The sequence below is a fragment of the Ectothiorhodospira lacustris genome, assembly GCF_022227785.1.
Lineage (GTDB): Bacteria > Pseudomonadota > Gammaproteobacteria > Ectothiorhodospirales > Ectothiorhodospiraceae > Ectothiorhodospira > Ectothiorhodospira lacustris.
The window spans coordinates 37134-57563 of sequence record NZ_JAJNQM010000010.1 but is presented as its reverse complement, the minus strand read 5'-3'; the positions used below and the strand labels follow the sequence as shown (position 1 = coordinate 57563).

General features: G+C 63.6%; 23 protein-coding genes. 14 read left to right on the top strand and 9 right to left on the bottom strand.

Annotated features, from left to right (window positions below):
• Window positions 1-74: 74 nt before the first annotated feature.
• The 6 genes from LQ952_RS03635 to LQ952_RS03610 all read left to right on the top strand — a co-directional run bounded on the left by LQ952_RS03635 (window position 75) and on the right by LQ952_RS03610 (window position 5081).
• Complete coding sequence (locus tag LQ952_RS03635) at window positions 75-938, top strand: diguanylate cyclase domain-containing protein (RefSeq protein WP_238621300.1); 864 nt, start codon at window positions 75-77, stop codon at window positions 936-938.
• A gap of 101 nt (window positions 939-1039) precedes the next feature.
• Window positions 1040-1642 (top strand): chemotaxis protein CheB, encoded by a 603-nt coding sequence (locus tag LQ952_RS03630; protein WP_238621299.1) that lies wholly within the window; start codon window positions 1040-1042, stop codon window positions 1640-1642.
• A 48-nt stretch (window positions 1643-1690) separates the two neighbouring features.
• On the top strand, window positions 1691-2500 hold the full coding sequence (gspK, locus tag LQ952_RS03625; RefSeq protein WP_238621298.1) for a type II secretion system minor pseudopilin GspK: 810 nt from the start codon (window positions 1691-1693) through the stop codon (window positions 2498-2500).
• A 69-nt stretch (window positions 2501-2569) separates the two neighbouring features.
• A complete protein-coding gene (gene gspL / locus LQ952_RS03620) occupies window positions 2570-3826 on the top strand; it encodes a type II secretion system protein GspL (protein WP_238621297.1) in 1257 nt (418 codons plus the stop codon).
• Window positions 3823-4314 carry a type II secretion system protein M gene (locus tag LQ952_RS03615; RefSeq protein WP_238621296.1) on the top strand — a complete coding sequence of 164 codons (492 nt, stop codon included), beginning with the start codon at window positions 3823-3825 and terminating at the stop codon, window positions 4312-4314. Before gspL ends, LQ952_RS03615 begins: the two co-directional genes overlap by 4 nt.
• Window positions 4311-5081 carry a type II secretion system protein N gene (locus LQ952_RS03610; protein ID WP_238621295.1) on the top strand — a complete coding sequence of 257 codons (771 nt, stop codon included), beginning with the start codon at window positions 4311-4313 and terminating at the stop codon, window positions 5079-5081. Before LQ952_RS03615 ends, LQ952_RS03610 begins: the two co-directional genes overlap by 4 nt.
• Before the next feature lie 19 nt (window positions 5082-5100).
• On the opposite strand, the gene ppnP is transcribed toward LQ952_RS03610, so the two are convergent.
• The 4 genes from ppnP to LQ952_RS03590 are packed head-to-tail and all read right to left on the bottom strand — an operon-like array spanning window position 5101 to window position 8918.
• On the bottom strand, window positions 5101-5424 hold the full coding sequence (gene ppnP, locus LQ952_RS03605) for a pyrimidine/purine nucleoside phosphorylase (RefSeq protein ID WP_238621294.1): 324 nt from the start codon (window positions 5422-5424) through the stop codon (window positions 5101-5103).
• A gap of 21 nt (window positions 5425-5445) precedes the next feature.
• The gene (locus LQ952_RS03600) at window positions 5446-6858 is read right to left on the bottom strand and encodes an MFS transporter (RefSeq protein WP_238621293.1); all 1413 of its coding nucleotides are present in this window, start codon (window positions 6856-6858) and stop codon (window positions 5446-5448) included.
• A 16-nt stretch (window positions 6859-6874) separates the two neighbouring features.
• On the bottom strand, window positions 6875-7888 hold the full coding sequence (gene sohB, locus LQ952_RS03595; protein ID WP_238621292.1) for a protease SohB: 1014 nt from the start codon (window positions 7886-7888) through the stop codon (window positions 6875-6877).
• A 16-nt stretch (window positions 7889-7904) separates the two neighbouring features.
• The gene (locus LQ952_RS03590) at window positions 7905-8918 is read right to left on the bottom strand and encodes an alpha/beta fold hydrolase (RefSeq protein ID WP_238621291.1); all 1014 of its coding nucleotides are present in this window, start codon (window positions 8916-8918) and stop codon (window positions 7905-7907) included.
• A 186-nt stretch (window positions 8919-9104) separates the two neighbouring features.
• On the opposite strand from LQ952_RS03590, the gene LQ952_RS03585 reads away from it, so the two are divergent.
• From LQ952_RS03585 to spoT, 6 genes are all read left to right on the top strand, one after another.
• Entirely contained in the window at window positions 9105-9548 is a 444-nt protein-coding gene (locus LQ952_RS03585; protein WP_238621290.1) for a DUF4399 domain-containing protein, read from the top strand.
• Window positions 9549-9681: 133 nt separating this feature from the next.
• Entirely contained in the window at window positions 9682-10692 is a 1011-nt protein-coding gene (locus tag LQ952_RS03580) for a class 1 fructose-bisphosphatase (protein WP_238621289.1), read from the top strand.
• Window positions 10693-10775: 83 nt separating this feature from the next.
• Window positions 10776-11831 carry a thioredoxin family protein gene (locus tag LQ952_RS03575; protein ID WP_238621288.1) on the top strand — a complete coding sequence of 352 codons (1056 nt, stop codon included), beginning with the start codon at window positions 10776-10778 and terminating at the stop codon, window positions 11829-11831.
• Between the two features lie 78 nt (window positions 11832-11909).
• A complete protein-coding gene (gmk, locus tag LQ952_RS03570) occupies window positions 11910-12542 on the top strand; it encodes a guanylate kinase (RefSeq protein ID WP_238621287.1) in 633 nt (210 codons plus the stop codon).
• Between the two features lie 42 nt (window positions 12543-12584).
• Window positions 12585-12845: a DNA-directed RNA polymerase subunit omega gene (gene rpoZ / locus LQ952_RS03565; RefSeq protein ID WP_238621286.1), complete on the top strand. Its 261-nt coding sequence runs from the start codon at window positions 12585-12587 to the stop codon at window positions 12843-12845.
• A gap of 57 nt (window positions 12846-12902) precedes the next feature.
• The gene (spoT, locus tag LQ952_RS03560; RefSeq protein WP_238621285.1) at window positions 12903-15098 is read left to right on the top strand and encodes a bifunctional GTP diphosphokinase/guanosine-3',5'-bis pyrophosphate 3'-pyrophosphohydrolase; all 2196 of its coding nucleotides are present in this window, start codon (window positions 12903-12905) and stop codon (window positions 15096-15098) included.
• Window positions 15099-15181: 83 nt separating this feature from the next.
• On the opposite strand, the gene LQ952_RS03555 is transcribed toward spoT, so the two are convergent.
• The 3 genes from LQ952_RS03555 to LQ952_RS03545 form a co-directional block, all read right to left on the bottom strand.
• Window positions 15182-15493, bottom strand: coding sequence for a hypothetical protein (locus tag LQ952_RS03555; protein ID WP_238621284.1), 312 nt, complete (start codon window positions 15491-15493; stop codon window positions 15182-15184).
• Window positions 15494-15600: 107 nt separating this feature from the next.
• Window positions 15601-16236 (bottom strand): thiol:disulfide interchange protein DsbA/DsbL, encoded by a 636-nt coding sequence (locus LQ952_RS03550; RefSeq protein WP_238621283.1) that lies wholly within the window; start codon window positions 16234-16236, stop codon window positions 15601-15603.
• 398 nt (window positions 16237-16634) lie between these two features.
• Entirely contained in the window at window positions 16635-16778 is a 144-nt protein-coding gene (locus LQ952_RS03545; RefSeq protein ID WP_238621282.1) for a hypothetical protein, read from the bottom strand.
• Between the two features lie 150 nt (window positions 16779-16928).
• On the opposite strand from LQ952_RS03545, the gene LQ952_RS03540 reads away from it, so the two are divergent.
• Entirely contained in the window at window positions 16929-17777 is an 849-nt protein-coding gene (locus tag LQ952_RS03540; protein ID WP_238621281.1) for an alpha/beta hydrolase, read from the top strand.
• Window positions 17746-18513: a sulfite exporter TauE/SafE family protein gene (locus LQ952_RS03535; RefSeq protein ID WP_238621280.1), complete on the top strand. Its 768-nt coding sequence runs from the start codon at window positions 17746-17748 to the stop codon at window positions 18511-18513. Before LQ952_RS03540 ends, LQ952_RS03535 begins: the two co-directional genes overlap by 32 nt.
• Window positions 18514-18534: 21 nt before the next feature.
• Here LQ952_RS03535 and LQ952_RS03530 read toward each other — a convergent pair whose 3' ends face one another.
• Together LQ952_RS03530 and LQ952_RS03525 are read right to left on the bottom strand one after the other, a co-directional pair.
• Window positions 18535-19860, bottom strand: coding sequence for a TRAP transporter large permease (locus LQ952_RS03530; protein WP_238621279.1), 1326 nt, complete (start codon window positions 19858-19860; stop codon window positions 18535-18537).
• Window positions 19850-20401 carry a TRAP transporter small permease subunit gene (locus LQ952_RS03525; protein ID WP_238621278.1) on the bottom strand — a complete coding sequence of 184 codons (552 nt, stop codon included), beginning with the start codon at window positions 20399-20401 and terminating at the stop codon, window positions 19850-19852. Before LQ952_RS03525 ends, LQ952_RS03530 begins: the two co-directional genes overlap by 11 nt.
• Window positions 20402-20430 lie beyond the last annotated feature (29 nt).

Below are 20430 nucleotides of genomic sequence, written 5' to 3'. Positions count from 1 at the left end.
GAGCCGATCCTTCCCGCCTACCGTCGCGATAGGGCTATAATTAAGAGGCATGAATCACCTAATTCCCCCGAATTATGCCCGTTGATATAAGAGCACTTTATCCTAAGTTGCTTAATCTGATGCTGGATGCGGTCTTCGTGGTTGACGAGGACAGCAAGATCGTCTTTGTGAGCGATGCGTGTGAGGCGCTGCTCGGTTATCGCGCCGACGAGTTGATCGGCACGTCGATCACCGACTATATGCATCCTGACGATTTGGTGGCCACACGGGCTTCCATTGCCCAGGTCATGAACGGTCAGCCCCACGTGGACTTCAGTAACCGTTATATCCACAAGGATGGCGCTGTCGTGCACATCCTGTGGTCTGCCCGCTGGTCCGAGGAGAATGGTGTGCGGATCGGTGTGGCGCGGGACGTGACGGCCCTCAAGCAGGCCGAGGAGAAATTACGTTTCCTCGCCCATCACGATCCGTTGACAGGGTTGACTAACCGATCGCTGTTCAATGATCGACTGGATTCGGCTCTGCATGCGGCCCATCGCCACCAGAGCGGTCTGGCTTTGCTGTTTCTGGATATCAATGACTTCAAATATATTAATGATACTCATGGACATGCGGCGGGTGATCGTGTGCTCTGTGAAATTGCACGACGGCTGGAAGGCTGCGTACGTGAAACCGACACGGTGGCCCGGATGGGCGGTGACGAATTCGTTGTTCTGTTGACGGATCTCCATTCCGAGGTTGCCATTTCCGGGAAGGTGGAGCAGATTCTCGCATTCATGGCCGAGCCAATGGACGTTGAATTCGGTGATATCAGAATGCCGTCCTGTAGTATCGGCGTGGCCTGTTATCCCGCGGACGGGGTGGATGCAGATACCCTGTTGAGGCATGCGGATGAGGATATGTACCGGCTGAAAGGGGGACGTTCGAAAACTGGCTGACGAAAAAAGCTAAGGGTAAGACAATGCCTCTTTTGGCTTTGTCTTGAGCTTTTATTTCGCTCATGGCGAAATTTTGCAGTGCTAATAAGGATGGATTGTTAATGGATGCCAATCTTGCTAAAAAGAACTTTCCTGTCGTTTGCGTAGGCGGTTCAGCCGGTGGCCTTGATGCCTATATCCGTTTGCTCCAGAACCTGCCGGCCGATATGGGCGTGGCTATTGTGATAGTTAATCACGTGAGAACACAGGCCACCCTGCTTCACCAGATTCTTCCGAACTATACAAAGATGCCGGTTGAACTCATCACGGAAAAACTGGTTATTGTTCCCAATCATGTTTTCATAATTCCTGGGCAGCGTGATCTGCACGTTCTCGACGGTGAGTTTCTTCTAAAACCGATATCAAAACCGAGGGGATGGCCTGACGTAATCACGGTGTTCCTGGGTTCTTTGGCGGAGCACTGGGCCGCAAAAATTGTCGCGATCATTGTCTCTGGCTATGATGGCGACGGCGCAGAGGCCCTGTGCCGCATTAAGGCGGTGGGAGGTATTACCATCGCGCAGACGCTCGATACGGCTGCACAGCCGGATATGCCTGAGAGTGCAATCGCTACAGGTTGCATAGATTTTGTCCTTTCGCCCGAAAAAATCGCGCAAAAAATCGTGCAGATTGCATGCTCGGAGTCTGGTTTGCCTGATGCTTGAAGACGAGGGAATGGTGAAAGCGTTCCGGCCCTGGAGCGACTACGAGTAGTGACCGCCGCCATGTATCGCCGTCAACAGGGTGTCGCCCTGATCACTGCACTGCTGGTGGTGGCCCTGGCCACCATCGCCGCCGTGTCCATGGCCACCCGGCAGCATCTGGATATCCGCCGGACCACCAATGTCTTCACCCATGACCAGGCCTATCAGCTCTCCCTGGGGGCGGAGGCCTATGCCCTGCGCCTGCTGGGGGAGCGCGGCGAGGACGATGAACTGCCCTGGGAGGGGTGCGTGTCACCGGCGATCCCCGTCTATCTGGAGGAGGCGGAGTTGGTCGTCCTGCTGGAGGATCTGCATTGCCGCTTCAATCTCAATGCCCTGGCGCGGGAGGACGATGAACTGCGACAGGGATTTGTCCGGTTGCTGGAAGAGATTGCCCGGGAAACCCCGGACCTGCGCCTGGATCCCGAACGCCTGCTGGTCCATCTCACCGACTGGCTCGATCCGGAGACCGATGACCCCGCCTATCGTGCACTGGATCCTCCCTATCTGAGCGGGAACCGGCCCATGCTCAGCCCCAGCGAACTGCGACTGGTGCTGGGGGTGACGACACCCATCTGGTGGGCCGTGGTGCCTTACGTGACCGCCCTGCCGGAGACCACGTCCATCATGAATCTTCAGGTGGCCCCGGAAGTCCTGCAGCGGGCCTTCGGCACCGCCGAGGATACGACGGTGGAGTCCCGGTACTTCCGTCTGGCGGTTCGCACGGAACTGGCCGGGCGGCGCTTCCTGCTCTGCAGCGTGCTCGATACCCGGGAACAGCGGGTGGTGCTGCGGGAACAGACCGCCTGCGGTCCCTGACACACCCTGAAGATCATGGGCAAAATTTGTCATGATGATGTCCGTCAGTCCCATCACTGGAGAATTTCCGTGAATCCCAGCCAGGTCTTTTTAAGACCCACCGATCCCAATGATCCCGAGGCCCCCTGGGAGGCCCTGCTGCAGATGGCGGATGGCTCCGTGCAGATCCTGCCCCCGGAGGGGCTGGATGGACTGGCGGAACGGATTCGGGCCGGGCGCCTGATCGTGCTGGTACCTGGGGCCCGGGTCTTGCTGACCCGTGTGGAAATGCCCACCCGCAACAGCCGCGCGATGATGAAGGCTTTGCCCTATGCCCTGGAGGATCTGCTGGCCGACGAGGTGGAAAGCCTGCATTTCGTCCCCGGTGCTCGAGACCCGGATGGACGTCTGCGGGTGGCCGTGGTGTCCCGGGGTGACATGCAGTCCTGGCTGGAGGCCTTGCGCGCTCAGGGGCTGGAGCCTCATCTGCTGGTGCCGGAGACTGCTGTCCTGCCCACGCCACCGGATACCTGGACGGTCCGGCTGGAAGGGAGCATGGCCTGGCTGGCCACGGCCGACGGCGACGGGGCTGCTATGGAGCGGGACAATGCGGCTTTTCTGTTGCAGTTGCAATGGGATGAGACCCCGCCGGATCGGCGTCCCGAGCGTCTGGAGATCCATCGACATGGTCCGGCGCTGCCCGGTGACGAGGCCCTGGATCGTCTGGATCAGACGTTCGGCGCAGAGGTCAGGTGCCATGCCGCCGATGAACGTCTGCTGGTTGCCATCGTCGGGGAGTGGCCGAAATCGGTACCCTTCAATCTGGCCTGCGGCGCCTTCGGTCCCCGCGACGGCCTTGGCCAATGGTGGCGCCCGTGGCGTCCGGCGGCGATCCTGCTGCTGGCATTGGTCGTGGTCCAGTTCATCACCCTGGGCTGGGAACTGCACACCCTGCAGGCGGAGCAGGATCGGCTGGATCGGGAAATCACCCAGGTCTTTGAGCGGACCTTCCCCGGCAGTCGGGTGGTAGACCCCCGGCGCCAGATGCAGAGCGCCCTCAACAGCCTGCAGCAGGGCCAGGGCGGCGGTCCCGCGACCTCGGGCCTGGATGCCCTGCTGACGGTGGCCGGCCCGGCCCTGGCCGCCGAGCAGGGGTTGACGATCCAGAGCCTGCGCTACCAGCCGGGGCGGCTGGATCTGGACCTGCATCTGGCCGATCTCCGGAGTCTGGACCGTCTTCGACAGCAGCTGGAATCGACCGTAGGCTGGAGCGTGGAGATCCAGTCCGCCAGCACCCGGGAAGACCGGGTGGACAGCCGTATCCTGATCCGGAGCAACGATTCATGACCCCATGGTGGCAAGCACTTTCATCCCGTGACCGGCGGATCCTGGTCCTGGGCGGTCTGTTATCGGCGCTGATCCTGTCCTACGGCCTGATCTGGCTGCCCCTCAATGACCGGGTCGACGCCGCGACGCGGACCGTGGAACGGCTGCAGGGGGATCTGGGGTGGATGGAGGCGGCCTCGGCGCAGGTGCGGGCCGCCAGGGGCCAGTCCGGTCCTGCGCCCGCGGCCCAGGGCACCCAGTCCCTGCTGGGGCTGGTGGATGCCACGGCTAGGCAGGCGAATTTGGCCTCCAGTCTGCGGCGGGTCCAGCCGGAGGGGACGGGCACGGTCCGTGTGTGGATGGAGAATGTCGCATTCGATGACCTGTTGCGCTGGCTGGACGGGCTGGGGCAGCAGTACGGGATTCAGGTCAGCGGTCTGGTCGTGGACCGCCAGCCGGCCGCCGGCCGGGTCAATGCACGACTGGTGCTGGAGGGGCAGGGGGCGTGAAGTCGGGTCTGAAGTCGTGGCATTACCTGGTACTGGGGGGAATCGCCTATCTGATCTTCCTGCTGGTGACCCTGCCGGCATCCTTCGCCTGGCAACTGGCCCGGGACCGGGGTCTGGTGCCTGACGGGGTGGAATCGACGGGGATGTCCGGCACCCTCTGGCGGGGTCAGGCGCGACAGGTCCGGCTGGATGAACTGATGCTGTCGGATCTGCAGTGGCGGGTACGTCCCCTGGCGGGGCTGCGCGGGGAGTTGCGGGTGGATGTCACCCTGCGGCCGGCGGGCGGGACGGCCGCCGGCCGCCTGGGTCTTCACCCTTCGGGCCTGCGCCTGCGGGATCTGCGGGTCGATCTGCCGGCGGCGGCACTGGCCGATGCCTATCTGACCCTGCCGGTGATCGTGCAGGGGCGGGTCCTGGCGGACATCTCCAGCCTGCGGCTTGACCGGCAGGGGCGTTTCAGTCAGGTGGAGGGCGTGGTGGGCTGGCTCAATGCCGCCTCGGGACTGCCCGAACCCCTCCCCCTGGGGGATCTGCGGGCCACCCTGACCGCCACCGAGGCGGGTCATCTGGAGGCCGTCATCCGCGACCAGGGCGGGCCGTTGTTCGCGGAAGGCACGGCGGGACTGGCCCCGGACGGGAGCTATCAGCTGCGTCTGCGCCTGGGGACGCGGGAAGGAGCCCGTCGGGAGCTGTCCCAGGCCCTGGGCTTCATGGGGCGGCCGGACGCGGAAGGCAGGGTCCCCCTGAACCTGTCCGGACGCTTCTGAGGCGCCGTCGCGGCAACGATTATCCGAAGTGGCAGATGTAGTGGAAGGGCTCGCCGTCCACTTCGATATCGAAGCTGGCGTCGCCGGGCACCGAGAATGACTCTCCGGCAGCGACGCTGCGCCATGCATCCTCTCCCGGCAGACGGACCCGGCAAGCCCCAGCCACGCATTCCATGATCTCCGGCGCCCCGGTGTTGAAGGTCAGGCGGGCGGGCAGGATCACGCCCACCGACTTGCGGGTGCCGTCCGCCAGGGTGAAGCCGTGGCTGACGCACTTGCCGTCAAAGTACACATTGGCCTGGGTGTTCAGGGTGACGTTGTCGAACTGTTGGGTGATGCTCATGGAAAAGGGCTCCGAAAAAGGTCAGGTCTTGCGATCCCGCGGCCGGTGGGCCGGGTCGATCCATGGGTCCTGGGAGGTCGGCGGGGCCATGCCATCACGCTCCACCTCCACCTGGGAGATGGTCATGCCGGGGGCCTTGGCCCGGACATAGAAGCTGGCCAGCATCATCAGGATATTGATGGCACCCACCAGGACGAAGGGGGCGCGGGGATCGATCTGGTCGAACAGGCGGCCGCCGATCATCATGATCAGCAGGATGCCCAGGGCACCGCTGATGTTGAACATGGCCAGTACCGAGCCGCGGGTGGCCTTGGGGGCTTCCTGGCCGATCAGGGACTGCCCGCCCAGGAACACGCTCATCTGACCGATGCCCAGCAAGATGAAGAAGATCCAGGTGGTGCCGCCGCCCAGGGGATTGTCCATGAAGATCACCGCCAGGTTGCCCAGGGCCGCCAGGCCCATGCAGACGCCCAGGGCGGTGACCCGGTTCAGGCGATCCACCAGCGGACCCAGCAGCGGCGCCGAGAGCAGGGCCGCCACCTGGGTGATGACGAAGATGAGGGTGGCCTGCTTGATGGCCTCGGGCGCACTCATGCCCATGCCGATGCCCACCGTGGTGCCCCAGAGCACGACGAAGGCGGCATTGATGGACTGGTCGCCCCGGGCGATGAAGGCGGCGCCGTAGGCCAGCAGGATGCGCGGGTTGCGGGCCTCGGTCACCCCGGTGACCAGCAGCTTGCGCACCGGCGGCCGAGCCTCCCGGGTGGGCGGCACCCCGCCCTTGAGGCCGAAGCCGATGATGATGGCGGAGACCACCGCCAGCCCCGCTACCAGCAGATGGGTATAGAGCCCGGCATCGGTGCCGCTGACCCCGCGGGCGGTGAATACCTCCGGCAGTACCCCGAACATCTGGCCGATCATCACGATCCCCAGGCCATTGAGCATGCCGATGATGGCCACCAACTTGCCCCGGGAGCGCTCCGCCGGGTAATCCGCCAGCACCGTGGACAGGGCGCCGGCGATGGCGACGATGCCCATGGCATAAATGGTTCGGTATAGGAACAGGTCGTCGCTGGAGCCCGCCAGAGGATAGAGCACGTAGGTGGCCGCCAGCAGCATGAAGCCGGCAATGAAGATCGGCCTTCGGCCGATGCGATCGATGAGGATCCCCGCCGGGATGAACAGCAGCAGGGCCACCACCTCGGTCCAGAACACCAGATCCCCGGTGAGGGTGCCCTGCTGGTCCAGGGGGATATTCAGGTGCTCGTTGAGGATGTAGGTCTGGCCGATGGTGATGAACACCAGCAGGCCGATGGAGACAAAGCCGCCGTAGAAGAAGGTCCAGCCGTGGAGGGGCAGGATGCCCGGTGCCAGATGGATGGGGCCGATCCGGTGAGTATCCACCGCTGAAGAGGGGCTGCTGGTCTGGGTCATGGGATGGGTTGAGATCTCAGGTTCTGCCAAGAAGCCGCATCATGCGGTCCAGCGCCCCGTCAACGGCACCGCTGAAGCGCTTGCCCAGGGTCTGCTTGCGACGGTAGGTGACCTCGTACAGGTCGAACTCCCTGGACAGGCGCATGAGTTCATCGTCACTGGTGCTCAGCGCATCCACCAGGCTAAGGGGCAGGGCTTGCTCCCCGTACCAGTGTTCTCCGGTGGCCACCGTATCCAGGTGGAGCTGGGGCCGGTAACGGCCCAGGAACGCCTTGAACAGGGCATGGGCCTCGTCCAGCTCCTGCTGAAACTTGGCCCTGCCTTCCGGGGTGTTCTGTCCCAGAACGGTGAGGGTGCGCTTGTACTCGCCGGCGGTGAGCAGTTCCACGTCCACCTCGCGGCGCTTGAGCCAGCGGTGCAGGTTGGGCAACTGGGCCACCACGCCGATGGAGCCGACGATGGCGAAGGGGGCGGCGACGATGCGGTGGGCCACCGCCGCCATCAGATAGCCGCCGCTGGCGGCCACCCGGTCCACGGTCACGGTGAGATGCAGTCCTGCGTCCCGCAGCCGGACCAGCTGGGAGGCCGCCAGGCCGTAATGGGGGACCATGCCGCCGCCGCTCTCCAGGCAGACCACCACCCGGTCCAGGTCCTTGCGGGCCTGGGTCAGGATGGCGGACACCTCTTCCCGCAGGTTTTCCACCCGGGAGGCGCGAATGTCGCCGTGAAAGCGCAGCACGAAAATCCGGCTGCGATCCGGGTCCGGCGGCGGGGAGGTCTTCTTGTCATCCTGTTTCCGGCCCAGCCGTCGCAGGCGCTGACCCAGGCTGCGGGGTGTCTTGAGGTGTTCGCGCAGGGTCTTTTCCATGTCCCGGTAGCGCTGGTTGAGATGCCGGACGCCCAGGTGTTCCTGGCTCCGTTCCCGGGAGCCGCCGGCGGCAGCGGTGATGCTGCCCAGCAGGATCAGGGCGGCCACCACGAAGGTGACCGCCTTGGCCAGGAACAGGCCGTACTCGTACAGGAATTCCATCAGTGGTCAGCCCCGATCAAGCGTCGCCCTTGGTGCCCAGGGTCTTTTCCACGAAGGCGTCATAGTGCTGCACGAACTCTTCGGGCAGTTCATAGAAGGGCAGGGCGCCGGTGGCGAACTCCTCCACCCGCCAGTTGGGCAGGCGCTCCACCGCCGCCTTGCCGCGGTAGTCCACGAAGTCGCCCCGCTCGCCATGGCACATGAAGACCGGCAGGGTCAGGGATTCGTAGATCCGGGTGATGTCCTTGCTGAACAGGTTGCCCGCCAGGAAATGATAGGGCGCATGTTGGGCGCCGGGCTGCCGGGTGGTGGCCACGCTGTATTCCAGCAGGCCCAGATCAATGCGGCGGGAACCCCAGGCCTTGTTGAGGAAATAGCGGATGACGCTGCGCTTGGTCAGGGCACTGAACAGGCCCTGATTCCAGGGACCCCGGGTGAGCACGGTGTGCAGCCAGGGCATGCCTCGGGTGCTTTCCGGGGGGCCGTCCAGGCGGCCGGTGCCCCGGAAGCCGGTGGGGCTGACCAGGGCCACGGTACGAAAATCGGCGGCGGATTCGGCGGCGGCCCGGGCCAGGAATTCCGAGCCCAGGGACAGGGCGATGGCATCGATGGGGCTATCGCCCATCAGTCGCCGGATTTCCTGCACCATGGCGTGGATGGCGTCGGTCATGAGGCGGGGCGTGTAGGCCCGGTCGCTGCGGTCCGAGCCGCCGAAGCCGGGCAGTTCCAGGGCAAAGACGGGGCGCAGGCGGCTGTAGTGGTCGTACAGCGGTTTCATTTCGTAGGCGGAGCCCGCGGCATTCACGCTGTGAATGAGCAGCAGGGGCACGGCGGTCTGCTGTTCTTCACGCCGAGCCGGGCCACCCTGGTAATAGCAGAGCAGGCCTGCCTTGCTGTCGAGGGTGCGCCGCTCGCCGCTCAGGGCCGGAGGCAGCGTGGACGGCGGGGCCTGGGTGTCGGTCTTGTCGGCAGCGCCCGTGACGGCTTCGGCAAACTGGATCGAGGGCTGTGAGGTGATCGTCCTGGACATGGCGGCAACTCCTGGGGATGCGTTGACTGACCGAGGGGAATCCCCTCATCAATAATTTTGCTTTGAGCGTAGGAGTATCCATGGGTGCCGGAGGTTTCTCAAGCGACGTCGGCAAAATCAATAAAGGGGCTATAATCCTAGCGGAATGCCAGGATTTGTGGTCCGTCAACCTTGGAGGATTTTCACATGTATCGTCATTTTCCGAACAGCCTGATTACCCTGTCACTCCTGGGAGTGCTGACGCTGGGCACGGCGCAGGCGGATCTGGGGCGCATCGCACCGCCCGAGGGGGCTTCGGTGTATTTCATCAGTCCGGCCGATGGTGAGACGGTTGCTGCGCCCTTTACGGTGCGCATGGGGCTCAAGGGCGCCGGTGTGGCTCCCGCCGGTGTGGATCGCCCCGATACCGGCCATCATCATCTGCTGGTCAACAAGGATCTGTCGGCAGTGAATCTGGATAGCCCGCTGCCGTTTACCGACCACACCCTGCACTTCGGGGGTGGCCAGACCGAGGCCGAGGTGAGTCTGCCGCCGGGTCGGCATACCCTGCAGCTGCTGTTCATGGATTATCGCCACGCCAGTTTTGATCCGCCGCTGGTGTCCGAGCAGATCACGGTGATCGTGGAGTAGATGTCAGCCCGGATGGTTCTACAGGATGGTTCTGATAGTATAACCGTCAGAAAGGCGCGGCGCCCCGATAGGGGAACATCACAATAACAGTGCCGCGCCGGACGGCTTCAACACCACCAAGGGAACACCATCCATGTATATCGGCACCACGCTTACCAATTTCATCATTGAGACCCAGCGCCAGTTCGAGGGGGCCACCGGTGAGTTCACCGGGCTTTTGAACGATATCGCGGTGGCCTGCAAGAAGATCTCCGATCTGGTGAACAAGGGCGATCTGGTGGGGGTGCTGGGCACCGCCGGTTCCGAGAACGTCCAGGGGGAGCAGCAGAAGAAGCTGGATATCATCTCCAATGAAATCTTCATCGAGGCCCTGGCCCATAACGGCCACGTGGCCGGCCTGGCCTCGGAGGAGATGGATGACGTCCATCATCTGCCGGATAATGCCCCCAGGGGCAAATATCTGGTGCTGTTCGATCCCCTGGACGGCTCCTCCAATATCGACGTCAACGTTTCGGTAGGGACCATCTTTTCCATTCTCAAGGCCCCGCCGGGGGTGAAGAATCCCGCCAAGGAAGACTTCCTCAAACCCGGCACCGAGCAGGTGGCCGCCGGTTACTGCCTCTACGGCCCTTCCACCATGATGGTGCTGACCACGGGGCGGGGTACCAACATGTTTACCCTGGACCGGGATTTCGGGGAGTTCCTGCTCACCCACTCCAATGTGCAGATCCCGGCGGATACTCAGGAGTTTGCCATCAACACCTCCAACATGCGGTTCTGGGAGGCGCCGGTGAAGCGCTACATCAGCGAATGTCTGGAAGGTAAGGACGGCGCCCGCGGCAAGGACTTCAACATGCGCTGGATCGCCTCCATGGTGGCCGAAGTGCACCGCATCCTCACCCGGGGCGGCATCTTCATGTACCCCATGGACACCAAGATCCAGGCCAAGGGGCAGGGCGGCAAACTGCGTCTGATGTATGAGGCCAATCCCATGGGGTTCATCATCGAGCAAGCGGGGGGCGCCGCCACCACGGGGCGGGAGCGCATCATGTCCCTGGACCCCGAGGATATCCATCAGCGGGTACCGGTGGTGCTGGGGTCGCGCAACGAGGTGGAGCGGGTCACCGGTTATCACCAGGAATGATCCGATCAGGACCCGGCTTCGGCCGGGTCCCGTCGTTTGGGGAACATCCACCGCAACAGCCCTGAGCGGGCCAGGAGGTTGCCATGAGCCCTGTCCGATCGTTCATGTTCATCCCGGCGGTATTGTTGATGGTCGCGCTGTTCGCCTGGAGCGTTGCGCCGGCCCAGGAAGCCCGCCTGGATCCGGGCATGGTCAACCCGGGCTGGGTTGAGCCGCCGTCCTGGTTCCATGAGTCCTTTCTGGATATCCGGGAAGACGTTCAGGAGGCCACGGACGCAGGCCGTCGCCTCATGCTGTATTTCTATCAGGACGGTTGCCCCTACTGTGAAAAACTGGTGCGGGACAACTTCGGCCAGCGCGACATCGCCGACCTGACCCAGCGGCATTTCAATGTCATCGCCATCAACCTCTGGGGAGACCGGGACGTCACCGACATGGCGGGTCGCGAGACCACCGAAAAGGATTTTGCCCGGGATCTGAACGTACAGTTCACCCCCACCCTGCTCATGTTCAACGAGGATTTCCAGGTGGTGGGGCGCATCAATGGCTATTTCGAGCCCCATCGCTTCCGTGCGGCGCTGTCCTGGATCGGGGAGCGGCGGGAACACGAGATCGGCTTCCAGGCGTATTTCGAGCAACTGTCGCCGGAGCCCGCCAGCGGCGTACTACATGCCCGGGAAGGTTGGCTGCCCTCTCCCCATGACCTGGCCTCAGCCCTGAGGGAGGATGAACGGCCCCTGTTGGTGCTGTTCGAGCAGGCCCAGTGCTCCGCCTGCGATGAGTTGCACCTGGATATTCTGGCCCGGCCCGACAGCGAGTCCCTGCTGGCCCGGTTCCAGGTGGCACAGATCGATGTCGCCGGTCGTGATCCGGTCATCACCCCGGCGGGCGAGGAAACCACCGCGGCGGCCTGGGCCAGGGACAGTGGCGTGCTTTACACCCCCACGCTGGCTTTCTACACCCCCGAGAGCGGCGAGGTGATCCGTGCCGAGGGTTATCTGCGGACCTTCCATGTGCAGTCCCTGATGGAATACGTGCTGACCGGGGCCTACCGGGACGAGCCTGAGTTGCAGCGGTACCTGGATCGGCGCGCTCAGTCCCTGTATGAGCAGGGGATTGAAGTGGATCTGCTGGACTGATTGCCCTCGGGCTGCATCCGGCACCTGCCTTGAGTTACCCTAGCGGGTCATCCAGTCGTCCAGCCGGGAGTCAGCAACTTGGTCAAGGGAACCCTCTTCATCGTGTCCGCACCCTCCGGGGCCGGCAAGACCAGCTTGGTGGCCGCCCTGCTGGAAGCCCGTCCGGATCTGGTGGTATCCGTCTCCCATACCACTCGCCCGCCCCGGCCGGGCGAGGTGGACGGCACCCATTACCACTTCGTCAATGCCGAGCATTTCCTGGGTATGATCGAGGACGGGGCCTTTCTGGAGCATGCCCGGGTCTTTGACCACTATTACGGCACCTCCCGCGCTGCGGTGGAGGCGGAGCTGGACCAGGGCCGGGACGTGATCCTGGAAATCGACTGGCAGGGCGCTCAGCAGGTCCGCCGCCTGATGCCCGATTGTCAGTCCATCTTCATCGTTCCTCCCTCTCGGGATACCCTGCGCGCCCGGCTTCAGGCCCGGGGCAAGGACAGCGCTGCCGTGATCGAACGGCGTATGCAGGATGCGGTCAAAGAAATGACCCATTACGTTGAATATGACTACCTGGTGGTCAATGACCGCTTTGAGGACGCACTGGCGGACCTGAAGGCCATCTTCACCGCCAATCGTCTGCGCATGTGGCCCCAGCACCACAGCAAACGGGCGTTGCTGAGCGAATTGCTGGCATCCCGGGTTCTGAACCCCTAGTATTGACCGTTTTCCGCCGTTTTTTCAGGAGCACTGCCAGCCATGGCACGAGTGACCGTAGAAGACTGTCTCGACAATGTAGACAACCGTTTCCATCTGGTGTTGGTGGCTGCCAAGCGCGCCCGTCAGCTCGCCGGAGGCACCAATCCCCTGGTGGAATGGGAGAACGACAAGCCCACCGTGGTGGCCCTGCGGGAGATTGCCGCCGGCCTGGTGGGACCGGAAGTCCTGAACGAAGTGGCTGCCCGTGACCATGCCGGCCAGTCCAAGATCAGCGACGAGGAGGTCGGTTCGGAGATCTAGCCCCGTCTGCGGATTGCTCCGGGAACCGCAACAGGGCCACTCCGCATGACAGCCGCCATGGTCGAGAGCGCCCCCACCCCCACGATCCCCAGCCCCCAGCCGCTGGACACCACCCGTTTCATGGCCGGTGACCTGTGCGCCTACCTGGAGTGCTATCTGGAGCCGGAGCAGATCAAGGAGGTCTACCGGGCCTATCTGTTCGGTGCCGAAGCCCACGAAGGGCAGACCCGTCAGAGTGGGGAACCCTATATCTTCCATCCCCTGGCCGTGGCCAAGACCATGGCCGAGATGCGGATGGACTACAAGAGCATCATCGCCGCCATCCTCCATGACGTCATGGAGGATACCCACATCAGCAAGGAACGCATCATCGAGGAGTTCGGGGATGATGTGGCCGAACTGGTGGATGGTGTCTCCAAGCTTACCCACCTCAAGTTCCGTTCCAAGGCCGAGGCGCAGGCCGAGAATTTCCGCAAGATGATGCTGGCGATCACCCGCGATCTGCGGGTGATCCTGGTGAAGCTGGCCGACCGCCTGCACAATATGCGCACCCTGGGCGCCCTGCGGCCGGACAAGAGCCGACGGGTGGCCCGGGAGACCCTGGATATCTATGCCCCCATTGCCCAGCGTCTGGGCATGAACGCCATCCGCCGCGAGCTGGAGCTGCTCGGTTTTGCCGCCCACTATCCCATGCGCCACAAGGTGCTGGAGGCGGCGGTGAAGAAATCCCGGGGCCACCGCAAGGAAGTGATGCAGAAGATCGAGACCGCCATCTGCGGTCGCATGGAAGAGGTGGGCATTGAGGCCCGCATCGTCGGCCGGGAGAAGAACCTCTACAGCATCTATCGCAAGATGAAACAGAAGCGTCTGTCCTTCTCTGAGGTCTATGACGTTTTTGCCATCCGCATCATCGTCGCCGACGTGGATACCTGCTACCGGGCCTTGGGGGCGGTACACAATCTCTACAAGCCGGTGCCGGGGCGCTTCAAGGACTATATCGCCATCCCCAAGGCCAACGGCTACCAGAGCCTTCACACGGTGCTGTTCGGACCTCACGGCATCCCCATTGAGGTGCAGATCCGCACCGAGGAGATGGACCGGGTGGCCGAGACCGGTATCGCCGCCCACTGGCTTTACAAGGCCGGTGATCGGCAATCCGCCACTGCCCAGGATCGGGCCCAGGACCGGGCCCGGGAGTGGCTCAAAGGGGTGCTGGAGATCCAGCAGGCCGCCGGCAACTCCATGGAATTCCTGGAGAACGTCAAGGTTGACCTGTTTCCGGAGGAGGTCTACATCTTCACCCCCCAAGGGGACATCATGGAGCTGTCCCGGGGCGCCACCGTGGTGGATTTTGCCTATGCCGTGCACTCCGACGTGGGCAATACCTGTGTGGCCGCCAAGATCGACCGGCGCCTGGCGCCCCTGTCCACCCCCCTGGAGAGTGGCCGCACGGTGCAGATCATCACCGCCCCCGGTGCCCGCCCCAATCCGGCCTGGCTGAACTTCGTCGTCACCGGCAAGGCCCGCACGGCCATCCGCCACTACCTCAAGAACCTGCAGCAGGACGAGGCGGTCAGTCTCGGCCGCCGGTTGCTGGAAAAGGCCCTCTCGGTCTACGAACTCTCGCTGGAGCAGGTGCCCGAGGAACGCCTGCGGGCGTTGCTGGAGGAATTACAGTTGCCGGATGTCAAAGCCCTGCTGGCGGACGTGGGTCTGGGGAACCGCATGGCCGCGTTGGTGGCCAGACGCCTGTCCGTGGCGGAGGATGCCGATGCCTCGGCCATGGAAACCACCCCCGCAGGCATGGGACGACCCTTGGCCGTGAAGGGTACCGAGGGTATGGTGCTGTCCTTTGCCAAGTGCTGCAATCCCATCCCCGGCGATCCCATCGTCGGGGTCATGAGCACCGGGCGCGGCCTGGTGGTCCACCGGGAACACTGCCGCAACGTGGCCGATTACCGGGACAAGCCGGACAAGTGGATCACGGTGGAGTGGGCGCCGGATGGCAGTCAGGAATATGCCGCCAGCGTGCGTATCCAGACCGCCAACAAGCGGGGCGTGCTGGCCAGTCTGGCGGCGGGGATCGCGGACATGGGCTCCAATATCGAGCACGTTTCCTTCGACGAACGGGATGGTCATGCCACCACGATCACCTTCACCCTGAGTGTCCGCAACCGCAAGCATCTGGCCGACATGATGCGCCGCCTGCGTCGTATCCCCGAGGTTTTGCGTATCGTCCGCGCCAAGGGCTGACGGGACTGTCAGCGGCCTTGACGTGGATCATTCAGCGCCTTTTCGGGGCCGGGAGCCCGCCTGGCCCCGCTGCAGTCGGGTATTTACTCTCCGCCGACGGCGCCTCGGGCCGGACCCTTGGGGGCGCCGCCGGTCGGCTTTTTGAAGGTCTTTTTGGTGCGAGGACCATTTCCGCTGCTGCCTGATCTTGGCTGCCTGGCTCCACGGGCCTGACGCGGACTGCTGCGTGTTTCGGCGGCCTGCTTCTCACCGCCGGTGATCTGGTTGACGGGCGCCAGGGAGATCTCCAGTTCGATGATCTCGTCCCATTGCTCTTCGGTACGCTGGTTGTCAGGGATCGCCAGCAGGGTCTGCAGGCGTCGACGGGGGGAAATCGCTTGAGAAGAATCGTTCATGGCTAGGATGTCATGTGGTTGGGCGCCGCGGGCGCTGCAGGAAAAGACATGAACAGGACGTCTGTCATTGGTGCTGTACTCCTGTTGTCGGAAGAAAACAGCCCGGGTCAGGTGCGGGCCTTGTCGATGAGTTGTCCGGCAATATCAAGGATGTCATCGAAGCTGCGGGCCTGTTCGCCGACCACGACGAAACGGCCGTCGACCACCAGGGTGGGGACGCTGTTGATGCCGAAGCGGGTCTGCAGGCGGTCGTTACGGGCCACTTGGGCTCGAATATGGGAGGCGTTGAAGACCTGGCGGAATGCCTCGGTATCCACGTCCCTTTCCCCAAGCCAGTCCATGATGGCGGTTTCGGTGAATAGGGGTTCCCGATGCACCCCGACCGCGTCAAATACCGCTTGATCCAGCTCACCGGCCAGACCGGTTTCCTCCAGGGCCAGGGCCAGGCGGGCCAGGTTGGCCCAGGCGGTGCGGTTGAAGGAGATGGGGACGCGCCGGAACACCACGTCATCGGGCTGTTCCGCCAGCCAGGGCTTCATCACCCGGGCCAGCTGTCCGCAGAAGGGGCAGCCGTAGGAAAAGAACTTGGTCAGTTCGATCTTGCCCGCGGGCGCTTCCGACTGGGGGCGGGCGATGGCACGCCAGTCCTGACCTTCCACCAGTCCGGCCAGGACATTGGGGGTCAGGGCCGCGCCCAGCCCACCTGCAAGCAATTGGTTGAAACGGCGTCGGGTCAGGGGCATAGCATCGCTCCAGGGGCTGGTTGGGTGGTGCAAGGGTTCATCGTGCCGCCATTGTGATGTGGACGACCGGTGCCCATCGGTTGGGCTGACACCCCTGTGTCCCGGACAAGGCCGGGTCTGACTGGGAGATTCTGCTGGGGTGCCGGTGTCACCGGTATGCGGGTCTCATGACCCGCTCAGCGCCGCCGAGGCGGCAACACAGCATTTCCCGCCCAGGGAGGCGGGGCCGCATGACCGTCGAGTCCTGGACTCGACGGATTGATGATTTATGTATGGTTCCTTGTCCGAGGCCTTTCAAGGCCTGACCGGCAACGTTGCCTGATTTACAGACAAAAGGCCGGGCGGGTTATTGTGGAGGATTATAAAGACTTTGTGGAAGATTTGCCCGTTTCCCGGGGTCAGCCCTGGCTGATCTGGATCAATCGTGCGATGAAGAACACGCTCAGGAGTAGCCAGCCGACAGGGTAGGGGAACACCCCGATGTACCAGGCGGTCAATGTGCCCAGCAGCAGGGCGCCGATGATCAACAGTGGAATGTCCATGGAACGATCTCCTGCGCTTGTTATCATTGGAGCGCGTCCGGCCGGGCGTTGTTCCCCGTGGTTTCCAACATCCCTGCATGGAATCTCATGTCAGTCTTTCATGGCTTTTTTATCGTCAGTGTTCCGGTCCTTGGATTGGTGCTTGGTTTGATGGTCCTTCGGTCATGGCTGCTGCGGGCCTTTCGCATTCAGGCGCGGTCATGGGTGACCGAGCCACAGGCCCTGGGCCTGTCTCCCGAACGGGTCCGGATCATCAGTCGTCGGCGCAAGGCTCTGGCCGCCTCGTTTTTCCTGCCTCATCCCGGTGCCCCGGTCGTGGTCATGGTGCATGGCTGGGGTGCCAACAGCTCCCACCTGCTGTTCATGGTGCCCCGGGTGCTGGCCGAGGGGTTGAACGCGGTGGTCTTTGATGCCCGTTGTCACGGCCTGAGTGATGATGACGGCTTTGCCTCTCTGCCGCGCTTTGCCGAGGATGCGGAGGCCGTCATGGAGGTGCTACGCCGGCGAGGATATGGGGATATCATCCTGCTGGGGCATTCCGTGGGCGCCGGTGCGGTACTGCTGGCGGCTTCCAGAACCCCGGATCTGCGCGCGGTGATCAGTCTGTCCGCCTTTTCTCATCCTGAGCCGATGATGAACGGCTGGCTGGCGGAGCAGGGTATCCCGCGCCGGCCATGGGGGGTGGTCATCAATCGCGGCGTGGAATGGTTCATCGGCCATCGCTTCGATGACATTGCCCCCCGGACCACGGTGGACCGGATCCAGGCGCCGCTGCTGTTGGTGCATGGCGAGGACGATGACGTGGTGCCCCTGCATCATCTGCAGATCCTGGCCGGTGCAAATCCCCGGGCGACAGTGCTTACCCTGCCGGGTGTGGGGCACAATGACCCGGAAGGATTTGCCCGTCATGCCGGGCAGATCATGGACTGGCTCAGGCCCTATCTGCCGAGTCGCTCCCACTTGAAGGATGCCCATCCCCGTGCCACTGGAACTGTTTGATCTTACCCTGATCGTGACCGCCGCCTTTGTGGCCGGCATCATCAATGCGCTGGCCGGGGGAGGTAGCTTTCTTACCCTGCCGGCCCTGGTCTTCACCGGCGTACCGCCGGTGGCCGCCAACGCCACCGGCACGGCAGCCTTGCTGCCCGGCTATCTGGCCGGCGCCTGGGCCTACCGGGACCTGATCCAGGCGCCCCGGGGGATGACGGTGCTGGGGGTGGTGCTCATTGGTACGGCGGGGGGCGCGGTGGGGGCCTTGCTGCTGCTGGCGACCTCCAACGAGGCCTTCCGGGTGATCGTGCCCTGGCTGTTGCTCTTTGCCACACTGCTGTTTGCCTTCGGCCCCCGCCTGAACCAGTATCTGGCCCGGCGCAGCCGGGGCACCGGCGGTTTCTGGGGGCGGCTCGGGGTGTTGGGTGTGTGCGGCTACGGCGGCTATTTCAACGGCGGCATGGGCATTGTCATGCTGGCCATGTTCCGGCTGCTGGGCGTCAATGACCTGAACGTGGCCAACGGTCTGAAGAACCTGCTCTCCGCCGTACTCACCCTGATGGCGGTGATCATCTATGCCTGGGGCGGCGCCATCTCCTGGCCGGAGATCCCCCCCATGGCCCTGGCGGCAGTCCTGGGCGGTTTGGTGGGTGCCCGCATCGGTCGTGTACTGCCGCCGACGGTCCTGCGCAACGGCATCGTGGTGGTCGGCGCGGTGACCACGGCACTGTTCTTTTTTCAATAATCCAAGAATAAAGATCACGCCCTACCATCCGATGGCTTCCGGTAGCCACAGGGCGATCCCCGGGAACAGGATCAACAGCCCCAGGGCCATTAGCTGGATGAATACAAAGGGGATCGCCCCCCGGTAGATATCCGCAGTCCGTATCCCTTTGGGCGCCACTCCCTTCATGAAGATCAGCGACCATCCAAAGGGCGGCGTCAGGAACGAGGTCTGCAGGTTCATGGCGATGAGGATCGCGATCCAGACCATGGAGAACTCTGGATACCCCGCCAGGAACGGCATGAACAGGGGGACGGCGATGTAGGTGATCTGAATCCACTCCAGGAAGAACCCCAGCAGGAAAATCAGCAGCATCATGAACAGCAGGGTGCCGTAGGGTCCGCCGGGCACCCAGTTGAACATGGCCTCCACCAGGAACTCCCCGTCCAGCCCCCGGAACGCCAGGGCAAACACCTGGGAGGCGATCAGCACGAAGAACACCATGGCGCTGATACGCACCGTGATGATCAGTGCCTCGTTGACGACCGGCAGGCTCAGGCGCCGCATCAGCGCCGCCACCACCACCGCGCCCACCGCGCCCACCGCCGCGGCCTCCGTGGGCGCGGCGATGCCGCCGATGATGGCCCCCAGTACCGCCGCCACCAGGGCCAGGGGCGGCAGCACCGAGGTGAACAGGTCCTTCCAGAGCTGTGCCTTGCTTATGGCCGCCCGTTCCTCGGCATCGATGGCCGGCACATCCGCCGAACTGTACCAGGCCAGAAACAGCAGATAGACCACGTAGAGTCCGGCCAGCAGCAGGCCCGGCACCAGGGCGGCGGCGAACAGGCTGCCCACGGACAGGTTCATGGTGTCCGCCAGCACCAGCAGGACCAAGCTGGGGGGAATGATCTGCCCCAGGGTGCCCGAGGCACAGATGGTGCCGCAGGCCACCGACGGTTTGTAACCGCGGTGGATCAGGGTGGGCAGGGCCATCAGGGTGAGGGTGACGATGGCCGCCCCGACAATGCCCGTGGCCGCACCCATGAGCACACCCACCAGGATTACTGCCAGCGCCATGCCGCCGGGCAGGGCGCCGCTGGCGTGGCCGATCACCTCCAGCATGCGTTCCGCCACCCGGGTCTTGTCCAGCATCACCCCCATGAATACGAACAGCGGGATGGCCAGCAGGGTGTAGTTGGTGATGGTGCCGAAGATGCGGGAAGGCAGCAGCTCGAACAGCCAGCCTTCGAAACCGATGAAGCCGAACACGAATCCCACGGCGGCAATGGCGAAGGCCACCGGCATCCCGGTGAGCACGAGGACGAAGAAGGCACCCACCATCATCAGCGCGATGTACTCAAGGGGCATGGACAATCCTCCGGCGGGGTCCGGGGCGGCGATAGTGGAACAGCAGGCGTCGACCGATGCTCAGGGTCTGCCGCAGGGCCTCGCTGAGGATGAGGGCAAAACCCAGCAGGATCATGGCCTTGGGAAGGAACAGCCAGGGCATGCCGCCAGCGTTGGGCGAGCCTTCGCCGCGCACATAGGAGATGTTGACGAAGGGCCAGGTGTAGAAGAGGACCAGGGCCGCAATGGGGATGGCCACCAGCACCATGGTGATGCCGTTAAGCCAGAGCTTGCCCACCCGGCTCAGACGATGGGAAAAGACATCCACCCGAACGTGTTCATCGGCGCGCATGGCATAGGCGATGCCGGTCATCACGCTCAGGGAGAGCAGATACCATTCCAGTTCCTGCAGCCACACGGCGCCGGTACCGAAGGCGTAGCGGGCGGTCATGTTGCCGAAGATCAGCAGTATCATGGCGGCCATGGCGACGGCCGAAACCCCGCCGGCAAGGCTGGTGATCCGGTACAGCACACGCTCGAAGCGGAGGAGGAGCCGGGGCATGGCGATCTCCAGGCGATCCCGTCGGAATG

What these genes read in the sequence shown, in the direction of transcription:
- rpoZ (WP_238621286.1), top strand. Translation starts at nt 12,585, where the DNA reads ATGGCACGAGTGACCGTAGAAGACTGTCTCGACAATGTAGACAACCGT.
- LQ952_RS03575 (WP_238621288.1), top strand. Translation starts at nt 10,776, where the DNA reads ATGAGCCCTGTCCGATCGTTCATGTTCATCCCGGCGGTATTGTTGATG.
- sohB (WP_238621292.1), bottom strand. Translation starts at nt 7,888, where the DNA reads ATGGAATTCCTGTACGAGTACGGCCTGTTCCTGGCCAAGGCGGTCACC.
- LQ952_RS03555 (WP_238621284.1), bottom strand. Translation starts at nt 15,493, where the DNA reads ATGAACGATTCTTCTCAAGCGATTTCCCCCCGTCGACGCCTGCAGACC.
- LQ952_RS03585 (WP_238621290.1), top strand. Translation starts at nt 9,105, where the DNA reads ATGTATCGTCATTTTCCGAACAGCCTGATTACCCTGTCACTCCTGGGA.
- spoT (WP_238621285.1), top strand. Translation starts at nt 12,903, where the DNA reads ATGGTCGAGAGCGCCCCCACCCCCACGATCCCCAGCCCCCAGCCGCTG.
- LQ952_RS03550 (WP_238621283.1), bottom strand. Translation starts at nt 16,236, where the DNA reads ATGCCCCTGACCCGACGCCGTTTCAACCAATTGCTTGCAGGTGGGCTG.
- LQ952_RS03530 (WP_238621279.1), bottom strand. Translation starts at nt 19,860, where the DNA reads ATGCCCCTTGAGTACATCGCGCTGATGATGGTGGGTGCCTTCTTCGTC.
- LQ952_RS03590 (WP_238621291.1), bottom strand. Translation starts at nt 8,918, where the DNA reads ATGTCCAGGACGATCACCTCACAGCCCTCGATCCAGTTTGCCGAAGCC.
- LQ952_RS03635 (WP_238621300.1), top strand. Translation starts at nt 75, where the DNA reads ATGCCCGTTGATATAAGAGCACTTTATCCTAAGTTGCTTAATCTGATG.
- LQ952_RS03615 (WP_238621296.1), top strand. Translation starts at nt 3,823, where the DNA reads ATGACCCCATGGTGGCAAGCACTTTCATCCCGTGACCGGCGGATCCTG.
- LQ952_RS03600 (WP_238621293.1), bottom strand. Translation starts at nt 6,858, where the DNA reads ATGACCCAGACCAGCAGCCCCTCTTCAGCGGTGGATACTCACCGGATC.
- LQ952_RS03535 (WP_238621280.1), top strand. Translation starts at nt 17,746, where the DNA reads ATGCCCATCCCCGTGCCACTGGAACTGTTTGATCTTACCCTGATCGTG.
- LQ952_RS03540 (WP_238621281.1), top strand. Translation starts at nt 16,929, where the DNA reads ATGGTCCTTCGGTCATGGCTGCTGCGGGCCTTTCGCATTCAGGCGCGG.
- ppnP (WP_238621294.1), bottom strand. Translation starts at nt 5,424, where the DNA reads ATGAGCATCACCCAACAGTTCGACAACGTCACCCTGAACACCCAGGCC.
- LQ952_RS03525 (WP_238621278.1), bottom strand. Translation starts at nt 20,401, where the DNA reads ATGCCCCGGCTCCTCCTCCGCTTCGAGCGTGTGCTGTACCGGATCACC.
- LQ952_RS03580 (WP_238621289.1), top strand. Translation starts at nt 9,682, where the DNA reads ATGTATATCGGCACCACGCTTACCAATTTCATCATTGAGACCCAGCGC.
- LQ952_RS03630 (WP_238621299.1), top strand. Translation starts at nt 1,040, where the DNA reads ATGGATGCCAATCTTGCTAAAAAGAACTTTCCTGTCGTTTGCGTAGGC.
- LQ952_RS03545 (WP_238621282.1), bottom strand. Translation starts at nt 16,778, where the DNA reads ATGGACATTCCACTGTTGATCATCGGCGCCCTGCTGCTGGGCACATTG.